Genomic DNA, 18914 nt, shown 5'->3' on the forward strand with positions numbered 1-18914 from the left:
CGCCCTATTCAACCCCCGGCTCTTCCGCCCAGGAAGGTCCGGGGGTTTCGACAATATTTTGAACGATGCCGTTCGTTTGTTGTCAAACGACCTAAGGGTTGTTATGATAAAGAAGCATAAAATGCAAGTGAAGAACATCACAATAAGCTCGATTGGAGCCGGATGATTTTCACACAAGGAGGTTCTTGAGTTGAAGGAACAGGCTAGCCTGGAGCTGCACGCCGAGACGGCCGCTGCGGCGGAAACAACGGTAAGCTCGACGGCAAGTGTTAAGGACTTCATCCAGTTAACGAAGCCGGGCCTTATTTTTTCGAACTCCCTGACAGCTCTGGGGGGCTTCTGGGTGGCATCCGGATGGAACATCAACTGGCTGACGCTTATTTTTACATTATTGGGTACTGCACTCGTGATGGCTTCGGGTACGGTGTTGAATAATTACTTGGACCGCGAAATGGACGCCAAGATGGAGCGGACGCTGAAGCGGGCGCTGGTCACCGGCATTATTTCGCCTCAGACGGTGCTTGGGTACGGGATCGCTTTGGGCGTCGCAGGACTTGCTGTGCTGTGGTTTCTGGTGCAAAGTCCGCTCGCTACGTTGCTTGGTCTGATCGGTCTGTTTGCTTATGTCTGGATTTATACCGCCTGGTTCAAGCGTACCTCGGTATGGAGCACCTTCGTCGGCAGCTTTTCCGGCGCGACTCCTCCGGTAATCGGCTACTGCGCGGTCACACAGCAGTTCGACATGGGGGCTGTTGTGTTGTTCCTGATTCTGTTCCTGTGGCAGCCGCCTCACTTCTGGGCGCTGGGCATTCGCCGGATGGAGGAATACCGGGCTGCGGGCTTCCCGCTGCTGCCGGTTGTGCGCGGCACTTATGTAACGAAGATGGCGATGATCCGCTACATTGTATTGCTCGTGCCAATCTCGCTGCTGCTGTACATTTATGATTATGTAGGCGAGCTTTACTTCTTCGCAGCCATCATCATGGGACTGTACTGGGCGTTCGTCAGCCTCAAGGGCTTCAAGGCCGAGGACGAGGTGAAATGGGCAAAGCGTATGTTTATGATTTCGGTGAATTACCTGATGCTGCTGTTCATCATTATGATGATCAGCACGACGTAGCAGGTCGAAGCTCAGGCAGCCGCCGTTTAAAGCAAGGCGACAAGGATAATCCCGCGGTGCGCTCCGGCGCCCCGGGATTTATTTTTGGATAGAAACAGGGGAGGAAATCGACGTGCCAAATCGAGCGTTTAAGTTTGTCGTTATGGGACTGCTTGTCGGGTTAATCGGCGTGTTTGGCTTCATGCTGTGGCAAGGACAGACCCAGGGGGAAAAGATTGGCGTATTGAAGAAAGCGCCGGATTTCAAGCTGCAAAATGTGGACGGCAAGGAAGTATCGCTGGCCGATACGGCGGGCAAGGCGAAGCTTGTGTATTTCTTCTTCTCCACGTGCCCGGACGTTTGTCCGCCTTCGACCTTCACGCTGTCGAAAATTCAGAATGAGCTGATCAAAAAAGGCGCGTTTGGCAAAGACGCCGTGCTGATGTCCATTTCCTTTGATCCGACCAAGGATACGACCGAGCGTTTGAAGGAATTTTCAAGCCGGTATAACCCGGATTACAAAGGCTGGTATTTCTTGCGCGGCGAGGAACAGGCGACGGTTGACCTGGCTCGCGAGTTCGGGGTGCTTGTCGAAAAGGATGTCAAAAATGACTCGTGGACGCATAGCAACCTGTTCCTTCTCGTAGACGGCAAGGGCAATCTGCGTACGTACTACAGCGCGCATGACGAAAACCTGGATGTCGAAAAGGTTGCCGCAGATGTCATCAAGGTCAGCAAGGAAAAATAACTAACAAATCGGCGAACCTTTGGGCGCCGTGTGTAGAAGACGGAGGCTTAACCCGTCATGAGCGTGTTTTCGCATATTTTGCTGAACAACGTAATCCCGCTAACCGTGATGATCGCGCTGGGCGTCGTTTTATACCGGGCGTTTAAGCTGGATATCCGCACTCTGTCGAAGCTCAATTTTTATTTGTTTTCACCGGCCGTTGTATTTAAAATGCTGTACGAGTCCACGTTATCTTTGTCGGTAATGGGGCAGACGCTGCTTTTTTTCGTCATTTTCTTCGGCGCCATGTATGTACTGATGGAGATTGTGATCCGGGTGCGGGGATATAAAGGCGGCATGGTGCCGGCTGTGCGCAACAGCGTGTTGTTCTACAACAGCGCCAATTATGCGATTCCACTGAATCAGCTTGTATTTGTCGGGGACGCTTTCACCATGTCGATTCAGATCATCATTATGATGATGCAAAGCTTGCTGCCGAATACGTATGGCATTTACTCGGTGAATGCGTCGAAGGGCGAGCTGCGGAAGACGCTGCGCACGATTTTTTCGATGCCGGTCATTTATGTCATTCCGATTGCCTTTTTGATGCGCGGGCTGGAGGTGCCGATTCCAGGGCCGATTTATACGCCGATCAACTACATCTCCAACGCGTTTATTGCAACCGCACTGCTGACGCTTGGCGTCCAGCTCGGCAGCATGAAGTGGCGGCTGATGTTTTCCGATGTTCTGCTGTCGAATGTGCTGCGGCTGTGCGTCGGCCCGGCGATCGGGTTCGCCGTTGTGCTGCTGCTGGGCATTGACGGCATTATGGCGCAGGCGCTTGTGCTGTCGTGTGCGGTACCGACATCGCTCAGCAGCGTGCTGCTGGCGGTGGAATACGACAATGAACCGGAGTTTTCGTCGCAGGTCGTATTTTCATCCACCATTTTCAGCATTTTCACGGTGACGCTTGTCATTTATTTAATTCAGTTTATTCCATAGAAGCGAGAACGCTTCTTGGCTTGCTTCGTGATGAATAGGTGACTTTTGAACAACCTCTTAAAGGGTCGGGAGTGCAGGAGGATAGACGACATAGTTCTCCAGCCCGGCCTTCTCCAATTGCTGCAGCAAATATTCGTCGGGGGTGCCTTCGACACCCGCGTAGCCGCGCCGCGTATAAATTTGCTCCGCATCCGGAAAGCTGTCGCGCAAAATGCCGCGTATTTTTTTGCCGGAGGCGTCATTGTCGGTGAACAGGTAAATGTCCCGGTCCCCGACCGCTTTTTTCAACGCTTCCAGCCGGTCGGTGTTTAGCGACCCGTACGTGCATACAAGCAGTACGTCATCTGTCAGCAGCCGCTTTAGCCGGCTTTTATCATTTTTTCCTTCGACAATGATGGCAATCCCCATTGCTGCTTCACCTCGCACATAACCGATTTTTGCCTGTCTGTAGCTGTAGTATAACCCCTTTTGCTGTCTAAACCAATCGTTCCGGCCTTGATTTCCCAGGAAATTGTCGGTCGTCCTTGCGGCAAATGAACGCAAATATCCCGCCCTTCAAAAATTGAAGAGCGGGATGCCGCTGTTTCACCGCAGCTTAACCGGCAGTACTTGCAGATGCTGGCTCCTGATGTCGGTTAGATGTCGGTTAATTGATGAAGTTGGCTCTTTGCAGCAGCCGCTTCAACATCGTGGCCGACTGTGCGCGGGTCGCATCGTGACGTGCGCCGAGCGTGTCATCGGTTATGCCGTCGACAATGCCGGCTTCGATGGCAATCGCCAGCTCCTGCTGCGCCCAGCCGATCGCGCTGGAATCCTTGAACTTCGACAGCAGCTCCAACTGACGGCTGGCGTCAACGGCTGGCTTCGCTTTGGCGTAGTCGAGCGCGCGGACGACCATAGCCGCCAGCTCCTCGCGATTGATCGTCGCGTTCGGACGGAACGTGCCGTCCTCGTAACCTTCAATCAGCTTCGCTGCTGCAGCGGCGCCAACGACGCCGGCGTACCATTCGCCTGCAGCCACATCGCTGAACGAGCCGCTGCCCGCTGGCGTCAGCCCGAGCGCGCGAACGACCAGCGCGGCGAATTCGGCGCGGGTAATGCTGCGTTCCGGCTGGAAGGTCGTGTCGGTCACGCCGTCAATGACCAGCTTGTTTGCCAGCAGCTCGATGTTCGGCTGCGCCCAGTGGCCGCTGATGTCGGCAAATGACTTGTCCATCGTTACGACGGCGTACCAGCTGTTGCCGTTGCGCTTCAATACCGCCTCCTTGCCGGAGAACAGCGTCGGCACAAAGCTCAGCTTTTTCGTTGCCGGGTCATACAGCACGCCGCTGGAGCTGAAGCTTTGCGCTTCCTCCGCCAGCGGAAGCATACGGCTCACATAATGGCCGCCGAAGTCATGCGTGGCAGCTGCATTGTCCTTGCCAAGGCCGATTACGGAGAAATCGACAGGCTGGGCCAGCAGCGAGCCGCCGAGCGACTGGGCCGCTGCGCTGACCTCGCTGGCTGTTGCTTCGTCGGCAGCGGCAATGGCGATCTTCAGCTTCAACTCTTCGACCGTTGTCGAAAGCTTGGAGGCCAGCTCGCTCAGCCGCAGCACATTCAACGGCAGCACATAGTTTCCGTTGTCATTGGTCACTTTCAGCACCTTGCTGCTGCTGGACAGGTGATCCTTCAGTCCCTTTGCTTCTAGCGTGACATCATCGCCGCTGAGCTTCAGGATGACGGTGTCATACTGGTCGAAGGAGCTGTCGAGCTGGGAGGCGCTAACGGTGCCGCCCGTGCTGACGGTAATCGTTTCCAGCCCGCTGGAGGAGCCGCCGCCGCTCCATCCGCCGCCACCGCCGCTGCTTGGCGGACTCGGATCAACGGTTTGATAGACGGTCTGATAGACGGCATCATTGACATTGAAGCCGGAGCCGAACGGGCCGTGCAGACGGAGCTTATCATAGACGCCCAGTCCGGTAACGGTGAAATCGTACTTATACACGCCGTCTGCGTAGACGCTGTACGTGGCGGCCGTCACGCCAACCTTGTTGCCGTTCGCATCATAGGCATAGACCGAAGGCGTTACGCCTTCCTGGTACACATCCGAATACACACTGCCGGTAACCGTGCCGTTCTTGAAGGTTACTTGAGTAAAGCCGTTTGCAGCCAAGGCCAGAACCGGCATGAGGATCGACAGCATCATCATGATTACGGTTGTTTGCGCCGTCTTGTGCAGCACAGAAAACTTCATCTGCGGTTCACTCCTTATCTACATATGCAATACTTGCTTGCTGCCTGATCGGCAAGCCGCCTCAGCAGGTCGCGCCTTCACCTCCTCCCTGACTCACGATCAGGCTGCCGGACGAGCGGCAGTCTGTTGTCAAATTACCCAGCCGTATCCATGCCGAAACATGGCGACTTGTCTCCCTAAACGAGAGGCGCGCGCCGAGGGTTGCCCCAAATCGTCCGATTTAATCGATAGTCCCATGAAATTGAGACTCCTGTCCGGCAAGCCGTGACGTGTCGAACGCAAACAGCCACCCGTATCGGGTGGCTGCTGTGACCGGACGACTAGTCGATCGTTTCAAAAGTTCGGATGCAGGGGTCTGACATGTATAATGACCTATCTAAGGCTAGGTTTCAAACAAGTGAATTTACGACACGCTCTGCCAGTTGTCGCTGGCTCAGGCGGTACGCGCCGGAGTCAGGACGGAACGGAACGGCAGCAGGGCAAGCGCCGTCATCAGAAACAGGAAGGCGATGAAGTAAGGCGACATTTGATCCCGCACATGTCCGGCGACGATCGGTCCGATGAAGGCGCCGATCGAATACGCGATCGACAAGATCGAGAAGGTGCGCCCATACCGGTTGGAGCGGGTATTGACCGCGAGATAGGAGGCAATGGCCGGGAAAATCACACCTTTGGTCATGCCGATCATAAACAGGGTGGCGTACATCGGCAGCGCCCAGCTTACGGACAGCCCGAAAAAAATCAGCGCGAGCGCCAGACTGCCCAGCATGACCCGCCATGTAGGCGACAGCCGGTTCAGGAACAGCATGCTCAGTGTAACCAGCGAGCCAAGGCTGACCAGCGAGAAAAAGATGCCGGACGTCATAATCGAGCTGTGCGTTTCCTTCAGCAGAGGCAGCTCAAAAAACAAAATCCCCTGGGAGCAGGATAAGGCCAGCGGCACAGCGAAAAACAGCCAGGGAATCGAACCGCCGGCTTCGTCATCGGCACTGTCCGGCTCCGTCAGCGGGACGGTTCGCCCGACCGCAGGCTGGTCGTGCGCCTGAGACGGCTCCGTCTGGAGGCGGCGCTCCTTCACGAACGCCCAGGCGAGCAAGCCGGTAACGATCAGGCCAAAGCCGAGGTAAATAAAGGATTGGGCAAACCCGAGCTTGGCGACCAGGTAGGCGCCTGCCGCCGGGCTGAGCACCGATGCCAGCGTGTGCACCATGCCGTTGCCGGACATCAGCTTGCCCTGCTGCACGCGGTCCCGGGCGATTTTGGCGAGCATCGACAAGCATGCAGGCGAAAGAAAGGCCAGCACGAATCCGCTGAGCGAACGGATAAACAGCAGCTGCCACGGATCGGTGACGCGGGATTGCAGCAGCAGCAGCGCCCCCGCTACGATCAGGCTGAAGACGATAAACTGTTTGCTGCCATATCGGTCCACTCCGTAACCGGCAATCAGATTACCCGGCAGATGGGTAATCGAATATACCCCGAGAATGAGGCCGATAAAGGAGGGAGCCGCGCCCAGCGAGACGGCGAACGGCGTCAGGATCGGATATTGCGCATGCAGATCGAAGATCGCTACAAACATAAACAAATACAGCCAGACAGCCGTTTTCATCTCAATCACCCCGTTTGTCGTTATGCGGGCGGTTGTCCGCACAGTCGTTCCTTATACGTTACGTGCGAGCTGTCCAAGTTAGTACCAACTTGCTGCACGGTGCGGTAAATCGGCATGTGCGGCTTCCGCAGACGCAACCCGGTCGCGGTTCGGACGTACAACCATACAGCTGCGCCGGGCGGGACAAAAAATAGATGAACAACTCCGCTGCGTGTTGTATGATGAACGAGGCGGCGGCTGACGCCGGAGCCAAGTGCTGTTAAGGAGGATGGACGTGGATTTTTTAATGGATTTTATACAGGACCGCTGGTACGTGATCGCGGGGGCGCTGATTGTTTTGTTTATCGTGGTCAAGCTGGTCAAGACGGTTGTGAAATGGCTGCTGATCCTTGCGGTGCTGGCCGGCTTGTATTACTACGGGGCGAGCTACAAGGACCAGCTGCTGGAGCTCGGGTCTGCCGTAGGCTCGCAGGCTGCCGCGGAAGTGAAGGCCCAGGTCGTGAAGGCGCTCGGCGACGAGGTCAAGGAAGCGACCTACAAGCAAAACGACGATGGTTCGTTTACCGTGATGACCAAAAGCGTGCGCCTTGACGGCAAGCCGGGAGACAGCCAGGTGAAGGTGACGTTTATGAACAGCAGCTTTACGGTCAATATGGATGATGTGATCAAAGCGCTGGTCGAGCAGGCCAAGCAAAACGCACGTATTCAATAGCCGGCGGCGTCAACGGACCAGGACGGCTGCCGGCAGTGGGCAAAGGGGGAGTGCGCATGAGCGTGGAAAGCATCTGGAATCAGGCAGGAGCTTGGAATGTCGTTACGATTGTCATTGCAGGAGCATTTGTCTTGTCCGTCCTACAAGGGCTGCGGCGCGGGGCATCGTCCTCGGCGAAGCATCTGGCCGCTATGGCGACGGAAGGTGCGGTTACCCTCGTGAGTCTGCTGCTGGCCTGGCAGCTGTCGGATTGGCTGTCGCCGCGGGTGCAGGCTTGGCTGATCGGGCTGGATTTCCGGATTCCATCGGAGGATCTCGGAACGTGGGAGCAGTTTTATTACACGGGAGTGACGGCAGTGCGCGACTTCTCGCTGCTGCGCTACAGCGTGCTGTTTGTGCTTGGCTACGGAGTGATCAAGCAGCTCGTCTATCGCCTGCTGGACCCGGTTGTGGACCGGTGGCTCGGACGCTGGTCGGAGGCTGCCGCCGGAACACCGGGCTCGGTCGGAGCGGCGGCTGGCGCGGGCGGCCGGAGGTCTCCGACGATTTTCAGCAGCCTGCTGGGCGGGCTGATCGGCGGCGTTACAGGACTGGGGCGCGGGCTTGTCATGATCGCGCTGCTGTTTATGTTCACCACCTTGTTTCCGCAGACGACCGCTTCGAGTTATATTCAGGCTTCCTCGTTGTACCGGACAGGGGCGCAAGGCGTGATCCAGCCGGTAACCGGCGGCTTTCTGGAAAGCCAGCTGCCGGTGTTCACGCGGGCCGTCGAGCAGGAGTTCAGCAACATCCTGCAGCGCAAGTACGAGGTGCTGGACGCCAAAATTCCCCCCGACATCGCCCGGGCCGCCGAACAGGTCACGGCCAAGGCAAAGACGGATGAGGAGAAGGCGCGGCTGCTTTACCGCTGGGTCGGCACCCGTATTCAGTATGATTGGGACAAGGTCGAGCAGTATGAGACGAAACGAATCTGGAAGGAACAGACGCCGGAGCATACCTTTTCCACCAAGCAGGGCGTCTGCATCGACTTCTCCCGGCTGTATGCGGTGATGGCCCGCGCGGTCGGCCTTAATGTCAAGGTGGTGACCGGACTGGGCTATGACGGCAAGGGCAGCTATGGCCCGCATGCGTGGAATGAGGTGTACTTGGCCGACAAGTCGATCTGGGTGCCGCTGGATTCAACGTGGGTGGCCAGCGGAGGCAACTGGTTTAACCCGCCCGGCTTTCATGAGACACATATCAAGGATGCTTGAGCTTGACCGCCGATGATCCGTTTGACGGATGTCGGCTTTTTCCTGGTTCGCGGATTTATGGTACACTGGAGAGAAACAGAGAAGCACGCGTTCAGGCGCCTGATGGCGGCTGGGCGGTGTGGAAAGGCAGGAATTTTACGATGAATAAAGCTCTGTCTGCATATAAAGCGATTTATTTCGATGTTGGCGATACGCTGCTGACGATTCCGGCTGCCCGTGTTATAATGCAGCAGCATTTGGCGGCGAGATCGCTTCACCGCGGGGAAGAACAGGTCGGTGAACTTTTTACCGAGGCATTTCGTCTGTTGTATTACGGGAAGCAGCTTGGCGAATTTACGGCCTGCTCGCCAGAGTCCGACCGGACGTTCTGGATAGAGGTCTATCATTATATTTTGCGGAAGCTTGGCGTGGAGAGTGAAAATTGGACCGAGGAGCAGATTCATGCCTGCTGCCATGAGCTGTACGACCTGTTCACGGCGCCGGCCAACTATTCCTTGTTCGAGGATGTCAAGGAAACACTTGCCGAGCTGCAGCGGCGCGGCTACCGTCTGGGCGTCATTTCGAATTTTGCGCCGACGCTGAAGTCCATTTTGGAGCAGAAGGGCATTTTGCACTTTTTCGAGCACGTGCTCGTTTCGACCGAGGTCGGGCTGGAGAAGCCGGACCCGGCCATTTTCCGGCTGGCGCTGGAGCTGAGCGGGCTGCAGGCCGACGAAGTGCTGTACATCGGCGACCATGACCGCAATGATATTTGGGCGCCTGCCCAGGCCGGAATTGACGCAATCAAAATCAAACGGTATGACTACCACGACGGCGCCGGCATTCATTCGCTCAGAGAGCTGCTCTAGCGGAGAAGGACAGCCGCCCTGAGCTGACTTGAAAGGAGACAATGGCGCGGCAATGAAGAAGTCGATCAACATGGAAGACCACTCCAAGCAGGAGGCGGGCAAGCGGCGTACGTTCACCTTCCGGATTAATATTTTTTTCTTTATTACGTTTTTCCTGTTTTCGGTGCTGATCGTCCAGTTGGCCAACCTTCAATTCGTCAAGGGGAAGGAGCTGCTGGCAGAGAAGCAGAGAATCAATAACGCGGCTACGCCGATTCCGCCGATCCGCGGCAATATTTTCGACCGGCAAAGCGCTCCGCTCGCTTATACGGTGCCGGTGCAGTCGTTGTACTTCCGCATCGAGCAGCAGCAGCCGAAGGAGGAGGTCATCGCGCTGGCCCATCGGCTGGCGGGTATTTTCGCGGATAACCAGCGGGAAGGCGAGGCTCCGCTGACGGCCGACGAAATTATCAAAGAGATGGACGTAGGCTATGATCTGAACGGAGCCGATACGGAGAAGCGGCCGAGCTACAATTCCGTGCCGCGGCGGATCAAAACCGATCTGTCCAACAACGAAATGGCCTTTATTTTGGAGCATCGCGACGAGCTGAAATGGATCGAGATTACGGAGGAAAGCATCCGGACGTATGATCCGGTGAAGCCGGTGGCCGTCCAGCTAGTCGGCTACATGCGGCCATATTCGCAAGCGCGAGAGCCGAAAAACGGGCTGTCCTTTTATCAGGACAAAACGACGACCGAGGGCTACATGGATACCGAATACGTCGGATATGACGGCATCGAGTTCATGTATCAGAAGGAGCTGCGGGGCACAAACGGCACCAAGACCTATCCGGTTAACGCGCTTAATAAAATTATCGGGCAAGCGGAGGTTACGCCGCCGACGAAGGGCAATAACCTGTACCTGACGATCAATAAAGATATCCAGAGCATCACCGAGAAGGCGATTATGGATCATCTGGCTTATTTGAAAAGCCCCGCTGTACGCAACGACCCGTATATCGGCCGTGGCCGGAATGCGGTAGCCGGTTATGCGGTTGCGATGGAGGTAGAGACAGGCAAGGTCGTCGCAATGGCGAGCATGCCGGACTACGACCCGAAGGTATGGGCGGGCGGCATAAAAACAAACGCGCAATATTTGCAAATTCAGCCGTTTATCAATAACGGCACGATCACGACTGCTTACCCGGATTATCCGACGGCGGAGGAACGCAACAAGCATCCGACATCCATCGTTTATGTCGGTTCCGTCATCAAGCCGCTGTCCGTGCTGATCGGGCTGAAGGAAGGGTTGTTTGGCTTGAATACAACCTACAACGACAGCGGGATTTTTTACTACGGCAAGGACAACAGCGCCAAGGTGTCCAATTCCGACGGCCGGGCATGGGGACCGATTAACGCAACCAAGGCGATTCAGTATTCGTCCAATACGTTCATGTCGGCCAAGATCGGCTATGAGCTGCACCGGCTCAAGGGAGAGAAGGCCGTTGAGATTTGGGATTCCTATATGGCCAAATTCGGCATGGGCATTCTGACGGAAACCGGTCTGCGCAATGAATCGCCGGGCATCAGCGAATATTTGACCAATACGAAGGAGTCCCACCAGCAGCGGATGGTGTTTGCTTCCTGGGGGCAAAACGAAAAGTATACGACGATGCAGCTTGCCCAATACGTGACGACGCTGGCAACGCGAGGCGAGCGGCTGAAGCCGCTGCTTGTGGATAAAATCCAGTCGTATAACGGAGATCCGATTCAGTCCTTCGATCAGAAGGTTGTGCTGGATAAGACGGAGTTTCCGAAGGAATACTGGGATGCGGTGTTCAAGGGCATGGCGGATGTAAAAGTCAGCGGCTTCGACGATTTCAAATATCCGGTTGCCCGCAAAACAGGCACTTCGACCCAGCGGGTCGCGGGCAATAAGGAGATCGACAACGCGGTATTTATCGCGTTTGCCCCAATCGACAAGCCGAAGCTGGCGGTTGCTGTTGTTGTGCCGGAGGGCGGCTATGGCTCTTACGGCGCCGCGCCGATTGCGCGCAAAATTTTTGACGCCTACGATTTCTATTACGGGCTGGACGGTGTGCCGAAGAAGCCGACGGATGCGGCGGCCGGTCAGGCTGCGGGCGCAGCCGTCGGTGCGAATCCGTAACGTCAGCTTGAGGCGCTCACGTGCCCAGGAGTGTCTGTGCGCACGAAAATGAGCGGTTACCTTTTTAGATGTCGAAATGCTGGAATGTCGGCAGGTTGGACCAGAAGCGTCTGTGACGGATCCAGTGATCCGCTTGCAGGCGCTTTTTGGTCATGCATAAAATAAATGTTGCACAAAGGAAACTTTATTGTCTATAATAAACTTATAGTCACTAGGGAAAGAAATGTTGTTCAGGCCAACAAATGAGGTCTAAGACAACTTTTAGGCACCATATACATCACCAGCACATATGATTTGAGGGAGAAGAGGAGAGGGATTTCATGTTAATGGCAAGTAGCAAGAGCAGGAGGAAGCTGTCGGCTCCGATGAGGCGCTTCGTCATGACTTTGTTTGTACTGGCGCTGGCGGTCGGGCTGGCTGCCTGCGGCAGCGGAGCGAAGCCGGCTGGCGCGGGCGGAGACGGCAAGATCAAGATCACCACGACGATCGGGATGATCGCGGACATCGTGGAGCAGGTCGGCGGCCAGCATGTGCAGGTAACGGCGCTGATGAAGCCGGGCGTTGACCCGCATCTGTACAAAGCGTCGCAGGGCGATGTCCGCAAGCTGGAGAGCGCCGAGCTGATCTTCTACGGCGGCTTGCATCTTGAGGGGAAGATGACGGAAATTTTCGAGAACATCGGCAAGGAAAAGCCGACCGTTGCCGTCACCCGCGACATTCCGGAGTCGAAGCTGCTGATCGTCGATGACGGTTCAGGCACTCATGATCCGCACGTCTGGTTTGACGTCAAGCTGTGGACGACCGCAACTGAAACGGTGCTGGCCGAGCTGGTGAAGCATGACGCTGCTCACGCCGCCGATTACAAGCAGCAGGCGGAAGCCTACATTGCCAAGCTGAAGGAGCTGGACCAATACGCCGCGAACCAGATCGCTTCGATTCCGGAAGGTCAGCGGGTGCTCGTGACGGCGCATGACGCCTTCGGTTACTTTGGAAAAGCCTATGGCATTAAGGTGATGGGGCTGCAAGGCATCAGCACGGCGTCGGAATACGGTTCGAAGGACGTAAGCACACTGCGCGACTATCTGGTGACGAACCGGATCAAGGCTGTCTTCGTGGAGTCGAGCGTGCCGAAGAAGTCGATTGAAGCGGTCATTCAGGGGGCGGCCAAGCAAGGGCATGAGGTGAAAATCGGCGGTGAGCTGTTTTCCGATGCGATGGGCGAGGCAGGCACGCCGGAGGGCACGTATATCGGGATGGTCCGACACAATGTAGATACGATTGTCAAGGCACTTAAATAAATTCGGAAAGCAAGGTGTAAGCACGATGGCAAAACAACATGCGCCTCTACGTATAGAAGGATTGACGGTTGCCTATCAGAAAAAGCCGGTGCTGCGCGATATTTCGCTGACGATTCCGGACGGCAAGCTGATCGGGATTATCGGCCCTAACGGAGCGGGTAAATCAACGCTGATCAAGGCCACGCTGGGACTCATCCCCAAGGTGACCGGGCAGGTTCACATTTTCGGGCGTCCGTATCAGGAGCAGCGCAAGCTGATCGGGTACGTGCCGCAGCGCGAATCGGTCGATTGGGATTTCCCGACGAGCGCGCTGGATGTCGTGATGATGGGACGCTACGGCCATCTCGGCTGGTTCAAGCGGCCTGGCGCGCGGGAGCGGGAATATGCGCTCGATTGTCTGGAGAAGGTCGGCATGGCCGACTTCGCCGGACGGCAGATCAGCCAGCTGTCGGGCGGACAGCAGCAGCGTATTTTTCTGGCGCGCGCGCTGGCGCAGGATGCGCGGCTGTACTTTATGGATGAGCCGTTTGTCGGCGTCGATGCGGCGACGGAGAAGGCGATTATTACGTTGCTGAATGAGCTGAAGAAGCAAGGCAAGACCGTGCTGGTCGTTCACCACGATCTGGCGACGGTGAAGGAATACTTTGACTGGGTGATGCTGCTTAATGTGGAACTGATGGGGATCGGACCTACGGCGGAGTGGTTTACCCGGGAGCATTTGCAACAAACCTATGGCGGACGGCTCACCTTGCTGCAGCAGGATGATGACGCCGTGATCGTCAGTTCGAGGTGAGCGGGATGCTGGACTATTTGGTTCGATTGCTGGGTGATCCGAACGCCCAATGGATTTTGCTCGGCAGTATGCTGCTTGGTCTGAGCAGCGGAGTGCTCGGCAGCTTCGCCTATTTGCGCAAGCAAAGCCTGATGGGCGATGCGCTGGCGCATGCCGCGCTGCCCGGCGTATGTATTGCCTTTATGCTGACCGGCTCCAAGTCGATTTTTTTCTTCCTGATCGGGGCGGCGGCGGCTGGTCTGATTGCGACCTTCGGCATCGGGTACGTCACCCGGAACTCACGTATCAAGCAGGATTCAGCGCTTGGGATTGTGCTGTCGGTATTTTTCGGTGTCGGCATCGTGCTGCTGACGAAAATTCAACATGGAGGCAGTGGCAACCAGAGCGGGCTTGACAAGTTTTTGTTTGGTCAAGCGGCCTCGATGGTGCTGACGGATGTCGTGACGATGGCGGTTGTCGCGCTGGTGCTGGTGGCTATCTGCGCGCTGCTGTTCAAGGAATTCAAGCTGCTCAGCTTTGATCCCGGCTTTGCCAAAGGAATCGGGCTGCCGGTGGCTGCGCTTGATCAATTTATGATGTTTCTGATCGTTGTCGCCGTTGTTGTCGGGATTCAAGCGGTCGGGGTTGTGCTGATGTCCGCGCTGCTTATTACACCGGCCGTTTCCGCCCGGTACTGGACGGAGAAGCTCGGGGTGATGGTGGTGCTGTCCGGGGTGTTCGGGGCGATCAGCGGCTTCGTCGGCACATTGATCAGCGGGATGGGCAGCAATTTGCCGACCGGGCCGTTAAGCGTATTGGCCGCAACTGCGCTGTTTGTACTGTCCGTGCTGTTTGCGCCGCGCCGCGGACTGGCGGCCAGGCTGCTCGAACGGCTGGCCGTCAGACGGACGGTGCTGGATGAGCTGAAGCTGTCCCAGGAGCGCGTAGCCGTTCATTCGGCGCAAGGAGCCAGAGAGGAGGGGCGGCTATGAATGATTTCTGGATTATATTAACCGCATCGCTCGTAGCCTGCTCCTGCGCGCTGCTCGGCTGTTTTCTCGTGCTTCGTAAAATGGCGATGATCGGCGATGCGATCAGCCATTCCGTGCTGCCTGGCATCGTCATCGCCTTCCTGCTCAGCGGTTCGCGCGATTCGTTATTTATGATGCTCGGAGCGTCGGTCGTTGGACTCATTACCGTTTTTCTCATTCAATGGTTCAACCAGAGCGGCGTGCAGTCGGATGCTTCGATCGGCGTCGTATTCACCGCCTTGTTTGCAGTGGGCGTCGTCCTGGTCAGCCTGTACACCCGGCAGGTCGATCTTGATCTTGATTGCGTGTTGTACGGCGAAATTATTCAAGTGCCGTGGGATACGCTCCAAGCGTTCGGCGTGGACATCGGACCGAAGGCGGTCTGGGGACTCGGCATTGTGCTGACCCTCAGCCTGATCGTGCTCAGCTTATTCTACAAGCAGTTCAAGCTGTGCGCCTTCGACCCGGCGATGGCTGCGGCAATCGGCATTCCTGTTGCTTTTTTCCATTATTTGTTGATGGGACTGGTGTCGGTTACAACGGTTGCTTCCTTCGAAAGCGTCGGCGCGATTCTGGTGGTGGGCATGCTTGTCGTGCCTCCGGCCACTGCGTACCTGCTGACGGAACGACTCGGCCTGATGATCGTGTACAGCATGGCGATCGGCGTGCTGAGCGCGGTGCTTGGCTACTGGCTGGCCGTCGTTCTGGACGCCTCCATTGCTGGCTGCATGATTTCGGTGGCGGGCGTGCTGTTTGTGATCGCCTTCCTGCTCTCGCCCTCGCACGGCATCGTCTGGCGCAAGCTTAAGCAAAGCCAGCACGCCAGAGATCTGGCTGCCTGAGCTTCAAAACCTCCGAACCTGCGCGTTGCGCGGATATTCGGAGTTTTTTTTATGTTGCGCATCCTTGAAAGGTCGCGGGTAACATTTTCTTGTGATATCAGAATGTTCGTCGAACGTACTTCGAACCGCAGCTTTCTTATAAGTTTGAATTCAGCTGGTATACGGAACAAATGTTTCATTTCCGATAAGGATAACGTATACTGGAAAGACAGGAAGAATCGTCTTTACTGGAGCGTGATGCGGCTATCCATCATCAGCATGATAAGGCGTACAAATTTTTGCTTTCAAGCAAGCGCGTGTTTCTGGAGCTGTTACAAAGCTTTGTAAGTCGCAGCTGGGTACAGCGAATTGACGAGGAGCAGCTGACGAAGGTAGACAAATCGTACATTTTGACGGACTTTCGTGAGAAGGAGTCAGATTTGGTGTACCGGCTGCAGCTACAGGATAGGGAGATTATTTTCTATGTGCTGCTGGAGCTCCAATCTAAAGTAGATTTCCAGATGCCGTATCGGCTGCTGCAGTATATGATGGAGATTTGGCGGGACGTGTTGAAAAACACCGAGAGGAAGGCTGCTAAACGAAAGGAGTTCCGGCTGCCTGCGATTGTGCCATTGGTGTTGTACAACGGTGAGGCGGAATGGACAGCCGCGCACAGTTTTCGGGAGACGTTAGCAGGCCATGAATGGTTCGGAGATGAATTGCTTAATTTTCGCTATATATTGATTGATGTACACACGTATAACGAAGAAAAGCTGCTGGAACTGTCGAATTTCATCGGCTCCATCTTTTTGCTGGAACGGAAACGGAGCATCTATGAGTTTGTGGGGCAATTGGAGCAGCTGAGCGATACATTGGAACAGATGCATGGGGATATATTTCCGTTGTTTCGCACCTGGATCAAGCTGGTGACACATGACGGCTTGACGGAGGCAAGCCGACGGAGGATTGGCGAGCTAATGGATCAATATGAGCAGCCAGGGGAGGTTAGGGCGATGATATCGAGATTTGAGAAGGAATTCGCGGGTTTTGAATTTAAGGCGCTGCAGCGGGGCATTGAGCAGGGAATTGAGCAAGGGATTGAGCAGGGGATTGAACAAGGAATCGAGCAAGGAATTGAACAAGGAATCGAACAAGGCATCGTTCAAGGTGTTCTCAAAGGCAAGGAGGAGGTCGCGCTTAACCTGCTGAAAAAAGGTGTGGATCGTGTGACCATTACTGAAGTCACCGGTTTGTCGCTTGCCCAGCTTGAGGAGCTAAGTCGCAAGGCATGAGCTTGGGCTCTAGATGAGAGTTCGCCCCCACAGAGGGGCTTTTTTCTTATGTAACTTCAAGTTACGCGAGCGAAGCGAGCCATTACAGAAACCTCTAAACTTGTGGTATACTGATGTATCAACGATTGATTCGCGTTAGCGACGCGGTAAGAGGGGGATTACCAGTTATGTGCGGGATTACGGGCGTGATGTATTTTGAAGATCGGGAGCCGTCCCGGGAGCTGCTGACGAGCATGACAGATTGCATCGTACATCGCGGGCCTAATGACATCGGATTTTGGAGCGATAACCGGATCGGTTTGGGCTTCCGGCGCCTGTCGATTATTGATATTAAGGAAGGACATCAGCCGCTGGCCAATGAAGACGATACGGTCTGGATTGCGTTTAACGGCGAGATTTATAACTATAAGTATTTACGTGACATGCTGCAGGGCAAGGGGCATGTATTCAAGACCCATACCGATACGGAGGTCATTGTCCATCTGTATGAGGAATTCGGCGAAGCCTGTGTGGAGCAACTGCGCGGGATGTTTGGCTTTGTCATCTGGGACAAGCGTCAGCGCAAGCTGTTTGGCGCACGCGACCAGTTTGGCATCAAGCCGTTTTATTATTACAAGGACGGCGGCAAGTTTCTGTTCGGCTCGGAGATCAAAAGCTTGCTGGCCGCCGGACTGACACGCGAGGTACAGCGCGAAAGCTTGCTTAACTATTTGACCTTCCAGTACGTGCCGGAGCCGGATACGATGTTCCGCGGCGTGCACAAGCTGCCGCCGGGGCATACGGTAACGGTCAGCTATGATGGACAGATGTCCATTAAGAAATATTGGGACCCGATGCTGCAGCCCGACGAGGGCATGAAGCTGGAGGATGGCATCGAGCAAATCCGGTCTACGCTGCGCGATTCGGTCATTCATCATATGCAAAGCGATGTGGAGCGGGGCTGCTTTCTGTCGAGCGGCATTGATTCCACGGCAATCGCCAGTCTGATGCGTTCCATCGAACCGATCCGGACGTTTTCGGTTGGCTTCGAGGGCGCGAGCAACGAAACGGTCATTGCGCGGCAGACTGCGCAGGCGCTTGATACGGAGCATCACGAGAAGATCATTACGGAGCAGGACTACTTCGCCACGCTGCCGCGCGCTGTGTGGCATCAGGATGAGCCGGTCGCCGATCCGTCGGCGATTGCCTTGTACCATGTCGCCCAGCTTGCAAGCCGCGAGGTGACCGTGGTGTTGTCGGGTGAAGGAGCCGACGAGCTGTTTGGCGGTTACCGGATCTATTGCGAGCCGCAGGCGCTCGCGCCGCTCGACCGACTGCCGCATGGCGTCAAGCGGATGATGCATGCGCTGGCCCGGCTGCTGCCTGCCGGATTCAAGGGGCGCAACTATGTGCTGCGCGGCACGACGCCGCTGGAGGAGCGTTTCCTCGGCAATGCCAAAATTTTCACGGAAGAGATGAAAGCCGAGCTGCTGAACGCGGACCGCGAGCTGCTGCGCTCCTACCGGAATCCGCTGCAAATTGCGAAGACGTTTTATGACCGCAGCCGGCACCTGGACCCGGTATCACGGATGCAATATATTGATATGAATCTGTGGATGCCCGGCGACATATTGATGAAGGCGGACAAAATGACGATGGCGCATTCCATTGAGCTGCGGGTGCCGTTTCTGGATGTCGAGCTGTACGAGGTCGCCAGACGGATTCCGGTCAAGCACCGGATCGCGGAAGGCACAACCAAGTATATATTCCGCAAGGCGATGGAAGGCGTCATTCCCGACTTTATCCTGAACCGTCCGAAGCTGGGCTTTCCGGTGCCGATGCGCGACTGGATGAAGGGGCAGCGGGGGACCGACATTTTGGAGCAGATCGAGGGTAGCGGCATCGAGGACTTTATCCGGATGGATGCGGTGCGGGCGATGCTGGACGGTCACCGGAGCGGGAAGGGCGACTACGCCCGTCGCATCTGGACGGTTTATATGTTTGCCTTGTGGCATTCGACGTATTTGAAGGAAGAAAAGGTTCGTGCGCTGGCCCACGTTTAATAGCAGGCTATGGTTTGAAACAATAC

16 protein-coding genes are annotated in these 18914 nt (G+C 55.8%); 13 read left to right on the forward strand and 3 right to left on the reverse strand.

The window, feature by feature from the left end:
• Positions 1–190 precede the first annotated feature (190 nt).
• The 3 genes from cyoE to AC6ROY_RS14140 all read left to right on the forward strand — a co-directional run bounded on the left by cyoE (position 191) and on the right by AC6ROY_RS14140 (position 2828).
• Positions 191–1120, forward strand: coding sequence for a heme o synthase (gene cyoE / locus AC6ROY_RS14130; RefSeq protein WP_500101179.1), 930 nt, complete (start codon positions 191–193; stop codon positions 1118–1120).
• A gap of 112 nt (positions 1121–1232) precedes the next feature.
• A complete protein-coding gene (locus AC6ROY_RS14135) occupies positions 1233–1847 on the forward strand; it encodes an SCO family protein (RefSeq protein ID WP_500101180.1) in 615 nt (204 codons plus the stop codon).
• 57 nt (positions 1848–1904) lie between these two features.
• Positions 1905–2828, forward strand: coding sequence for an AEC family transporter (locus AC6ROY_RS14140; RefSeq protein WP_500101181.1), 924 nt, complete (start codon positions 1905–1907; stop codon positions 2826–2828).
• A 57-nt stretch (positions 2829–2885) separates the two neighbouring features.
• Here the strand turns inward: AC6ROY_RS14140 and AC6ROY_RS14145 are convergent, their stop codons facing one another.
• The 3 genes from AC6ROY_RS14145 to AC6ROY_RS14155 all read right to left on the reverse strand — a co-directional run bounded on the left by AC6ROY_RS14145 (position 2886) and on the right by AC6ROY_RS14155 (position 6673).
• Positions 2886–3236 (reverse strand): ribonuclease M5, encoded by a 351-nt coding sequence (locus AC6ROY_RS14145; protein ID WP_500101183.1) that lies wholly within the window; start codon positions 3234–3236, stop codon positions 2886–2888.
• Between the two features lie 238 nt (positions 3237–3474).
• Complete coding sequence (locus tag AC6ROY_RS14150) at positions 3475–5064, reverse strand: S-layer homology domain-containing protein (protein WP_500101185.1); 1590 nt, start codon at positions 5062–5064, stop codon at positions 3475–3477.
• Positions 5065–5497: 433 nt separating this feature from the next.
• Positions 5498–6673 carry an MFS transporter gene (locus AC6ROY_RS14155; RefSeq protein ID WP_500101186.1) on the reverse strand — a complete coding sequence of 392 codons (1176 nt, stop codon included), beginning with the start codon at positions 6671–6673 and terminating at the stop codon, positions 5498–5500.
• A gap of 268 nt (positions 6674–6941) precedes the next feature.
• Between AC6ROY_RS14155 and AC6ROY_RS14160 the strand changes: the two genes are divergently transcribed.
• The 10 genes from AC6ROY_RS14160 (at position 6942) to asnB (ending at position 18888) form a co-directional block, all read left to right on the forward strand.
• Positions 6942–7385, forward strand: coding sequence for a hypothetical protein (locus tag AC6ROY_RS14160; RefSeq protein WP_500101187.1), 444 nt, complete (start codon positions 6942–6944; stop codon positions 7383–7385).
• A 56-nt stretch (positions 7386–7441) separates the two neighbouring features.
• Positions 7442–8638, forward strand: coding sequence for a transglutaminase domain-containing protein (locus tag AC6ROY_RS14165; RefSeq protein ID WP_500101188.1), 1197 nt, complete (start codon positions 7442–7444; stop codon positions 8636–8638).
• Positions 8639–8778: 140 nt separating this feature from the next.
• Positions 8779–9486 carry an HAD-IA family hydrolase gene (locus tag AC6ROY_RS14170; protein WP_500101189.1) on the forward strand — a complete coding sequence of 236 codons (708 nt, stop codon included), beginning with the start codon at positions 8779–8781 and terminating at the stop codon, positions 9484–9486.
• A gap of 52 nt (positions 9487–9538) precedes the next feature.
• Positions 9539–11632, forward strand: coding sequence for a peptidoglycan D,D-transpeptidase FtsI family protein (locus tag AC6ROY_RS14175; protein ID WP_500101190.1), 2094 nt, complete (start codon positions 9539–9541; stop codon positions 11630–11632).
• A 320-nt stretch (positions 11633–11952) separates the two neighbouring features.
• Positions 11953–12930: a metal ABC transporter solute-binding protein, Zn/Mn family gene (locus AC6ROY_RS14180; RefSeq protein ID WP_500101191.1), complete on the forward strand. Its 978-nt coding sequence runs from the start codon at positions 11953–11955 to the stop codon at positions 12928–12930.
• 25 nt (positions 12931–12955) lie between these two features.
• Entirely contained in the window at positions 12956–13723 is a 768-nt protein-coding gene (locus tag AC6ROY_RS14185; protein ID WP_500101192.1) for a metal ABC transporter ATP-binding protein, read from the forward strand.
• Between the two features lie 5 nt (positions 13724–13728).
• Positions 13729–14694, forward strand: a complete 966-nt coding sequence (locus tag AC6ROY_RS14190) for a metal ABC transporter permease (RefSeq protein ID WP_500101193.1) — start codon at positions 13729–13731, stop codon at positions 14692–14694.
• Positions 14691–15575: a metal ABC transporter permease gene (locus tag AC6ROY_RS14195; protein WP_500101194.1), complete on the forward strand. Its 885-nt coding sequence runs from the start codon at positions 14691–14693 to the stop codon at positions 15573–15575. The genes AC6ROY_RS14190 and AC6ROY_RS14195 overlap by 4 nt, the downstream gene beginning before the upstream one ends.
• A gap of 245 nt (positions 15576–15820) precedes the next feature.
• The gene (locus tag AC6ROY_RS14200) at positions 15821–16846 is read left to right on the forward strand and encodes an Rpn family recombination-promoting nuclease/putative transposase (protein ID WP_500101256.1); all 1026 of its coding nucleotides are present in this window, start codon (positions 15821–15823) and stop codon (positions 16844–16846) included.
• A gap of 167 nt (positions 16847–17013) precedes the next feature.
• A complete protein-coding gene (gene asnB / locus AC6ROY_RS14205) occupies positions 17014–18888 on the forward strand; it encodes an asparagine synthase (glutamine-hydrolyzing) (protein ID WP_500101195.1) in 1875 nt (624 codons plus the stop codon).
• Positions 18889–18914: the final 26 nt, after the last annotated feature.

This window comes from Paenibacillus sp. sg306046 (genome assembly GCF_059821225.1).

Bases quoted from the DNA above. Each gene is read 5' to 3' on its own strand.
- AC6ROY_RS14175 (WP_500101190.1), top strand. From the start codon at position 9,539: ATGAAGAAGTCGATCAACATGGAAGACCACTCCAAGCAGGAGGCGGGC.
- AC6ROY_RS14145 (WP_500101183.1), bottom strand. From the start codon at position 3,236: ATGGGGATTGCCATCATTGTCGAAGGAAAAAATGATAAAAGCCGGCTA.
- AC6ROY_RS14195 (WP_500101194.1), top strand. From the start codon at position 14,691: ATGAATGATTTCTGGATTATATTAACCGCATCGCTCGTAGCCTGCTCC.
- AC6ROY_RS14190 (WP_500101193.1), top strand. From the start codon at position 13,729: ATGCTGGACTATTTGGTTCGATTGCTGGGTGATCCGAACGCCCAATGG.
- AC6ROY_RS14155 (WP_500101186.1), bottom strand. From the start codon at position 6,673: ATGAAAACGGCTGTCTGGCTGTATTTGTTTATGTTTGTAGCGATCTTC.
- asnB (WP_500101195.1), top strand. From the start codon at position 17,014: ATGTGCGGGATTACGGGCGTGATGTATTTTGAAGATCGGGAGCCGTCC.
- AC6ROY_RS14150 (WP_500101185.1), bottom strand. From the start codon at position 5,064: ATGAAGTTTTCTGTGCTGCACAAGACGGCGCAAACAACCGTAATCATG.
- AC6ROY_RS14170 (WP_500101189.1), top strand. From the start codon at position 8,779: ATGAATAAAGCTCTGTCTGCATATAAAGCGATTTATTTCGATGTTGGC.
- AC6ROY_RS14165 (WP_500101188.1), top strand. From the start codon at position 7,442: ATGAGCGTGGAAAGCATCTGGAATCAGGCAGGAGCTTGGAATGTCGTT.
- AC6ROY_RS14160 (WP_500101187.1), top strand. From the start codon at position 6,942: ATGGACGTGGATTTTTTAATGGATTTTATACAGGACCGCTGGTACGTG.
- AC6ROY_RS14185 (WP_500101192.1), top strand. From the start codon at position 12,956: ATGGCAAAACAACATGCGCCTCTACGTATAGAAGGATTGACGGTTGCC.
- AC6ROY_RS14140 (WP_500101181.1), top strand. From the start codon at position 1,905: ATGAGCGTGTTTTCGCATATTTTGCTGAACAACGTAATCCCGCTAACC.
- AC6ROY_RS14180 (WP_500101191.1), top strand. From the start codon at position 11,953: ATGTTAATGGCAAGTAGCAAGAGCAGGAGGAAGCTGTCGGCTCCGATG.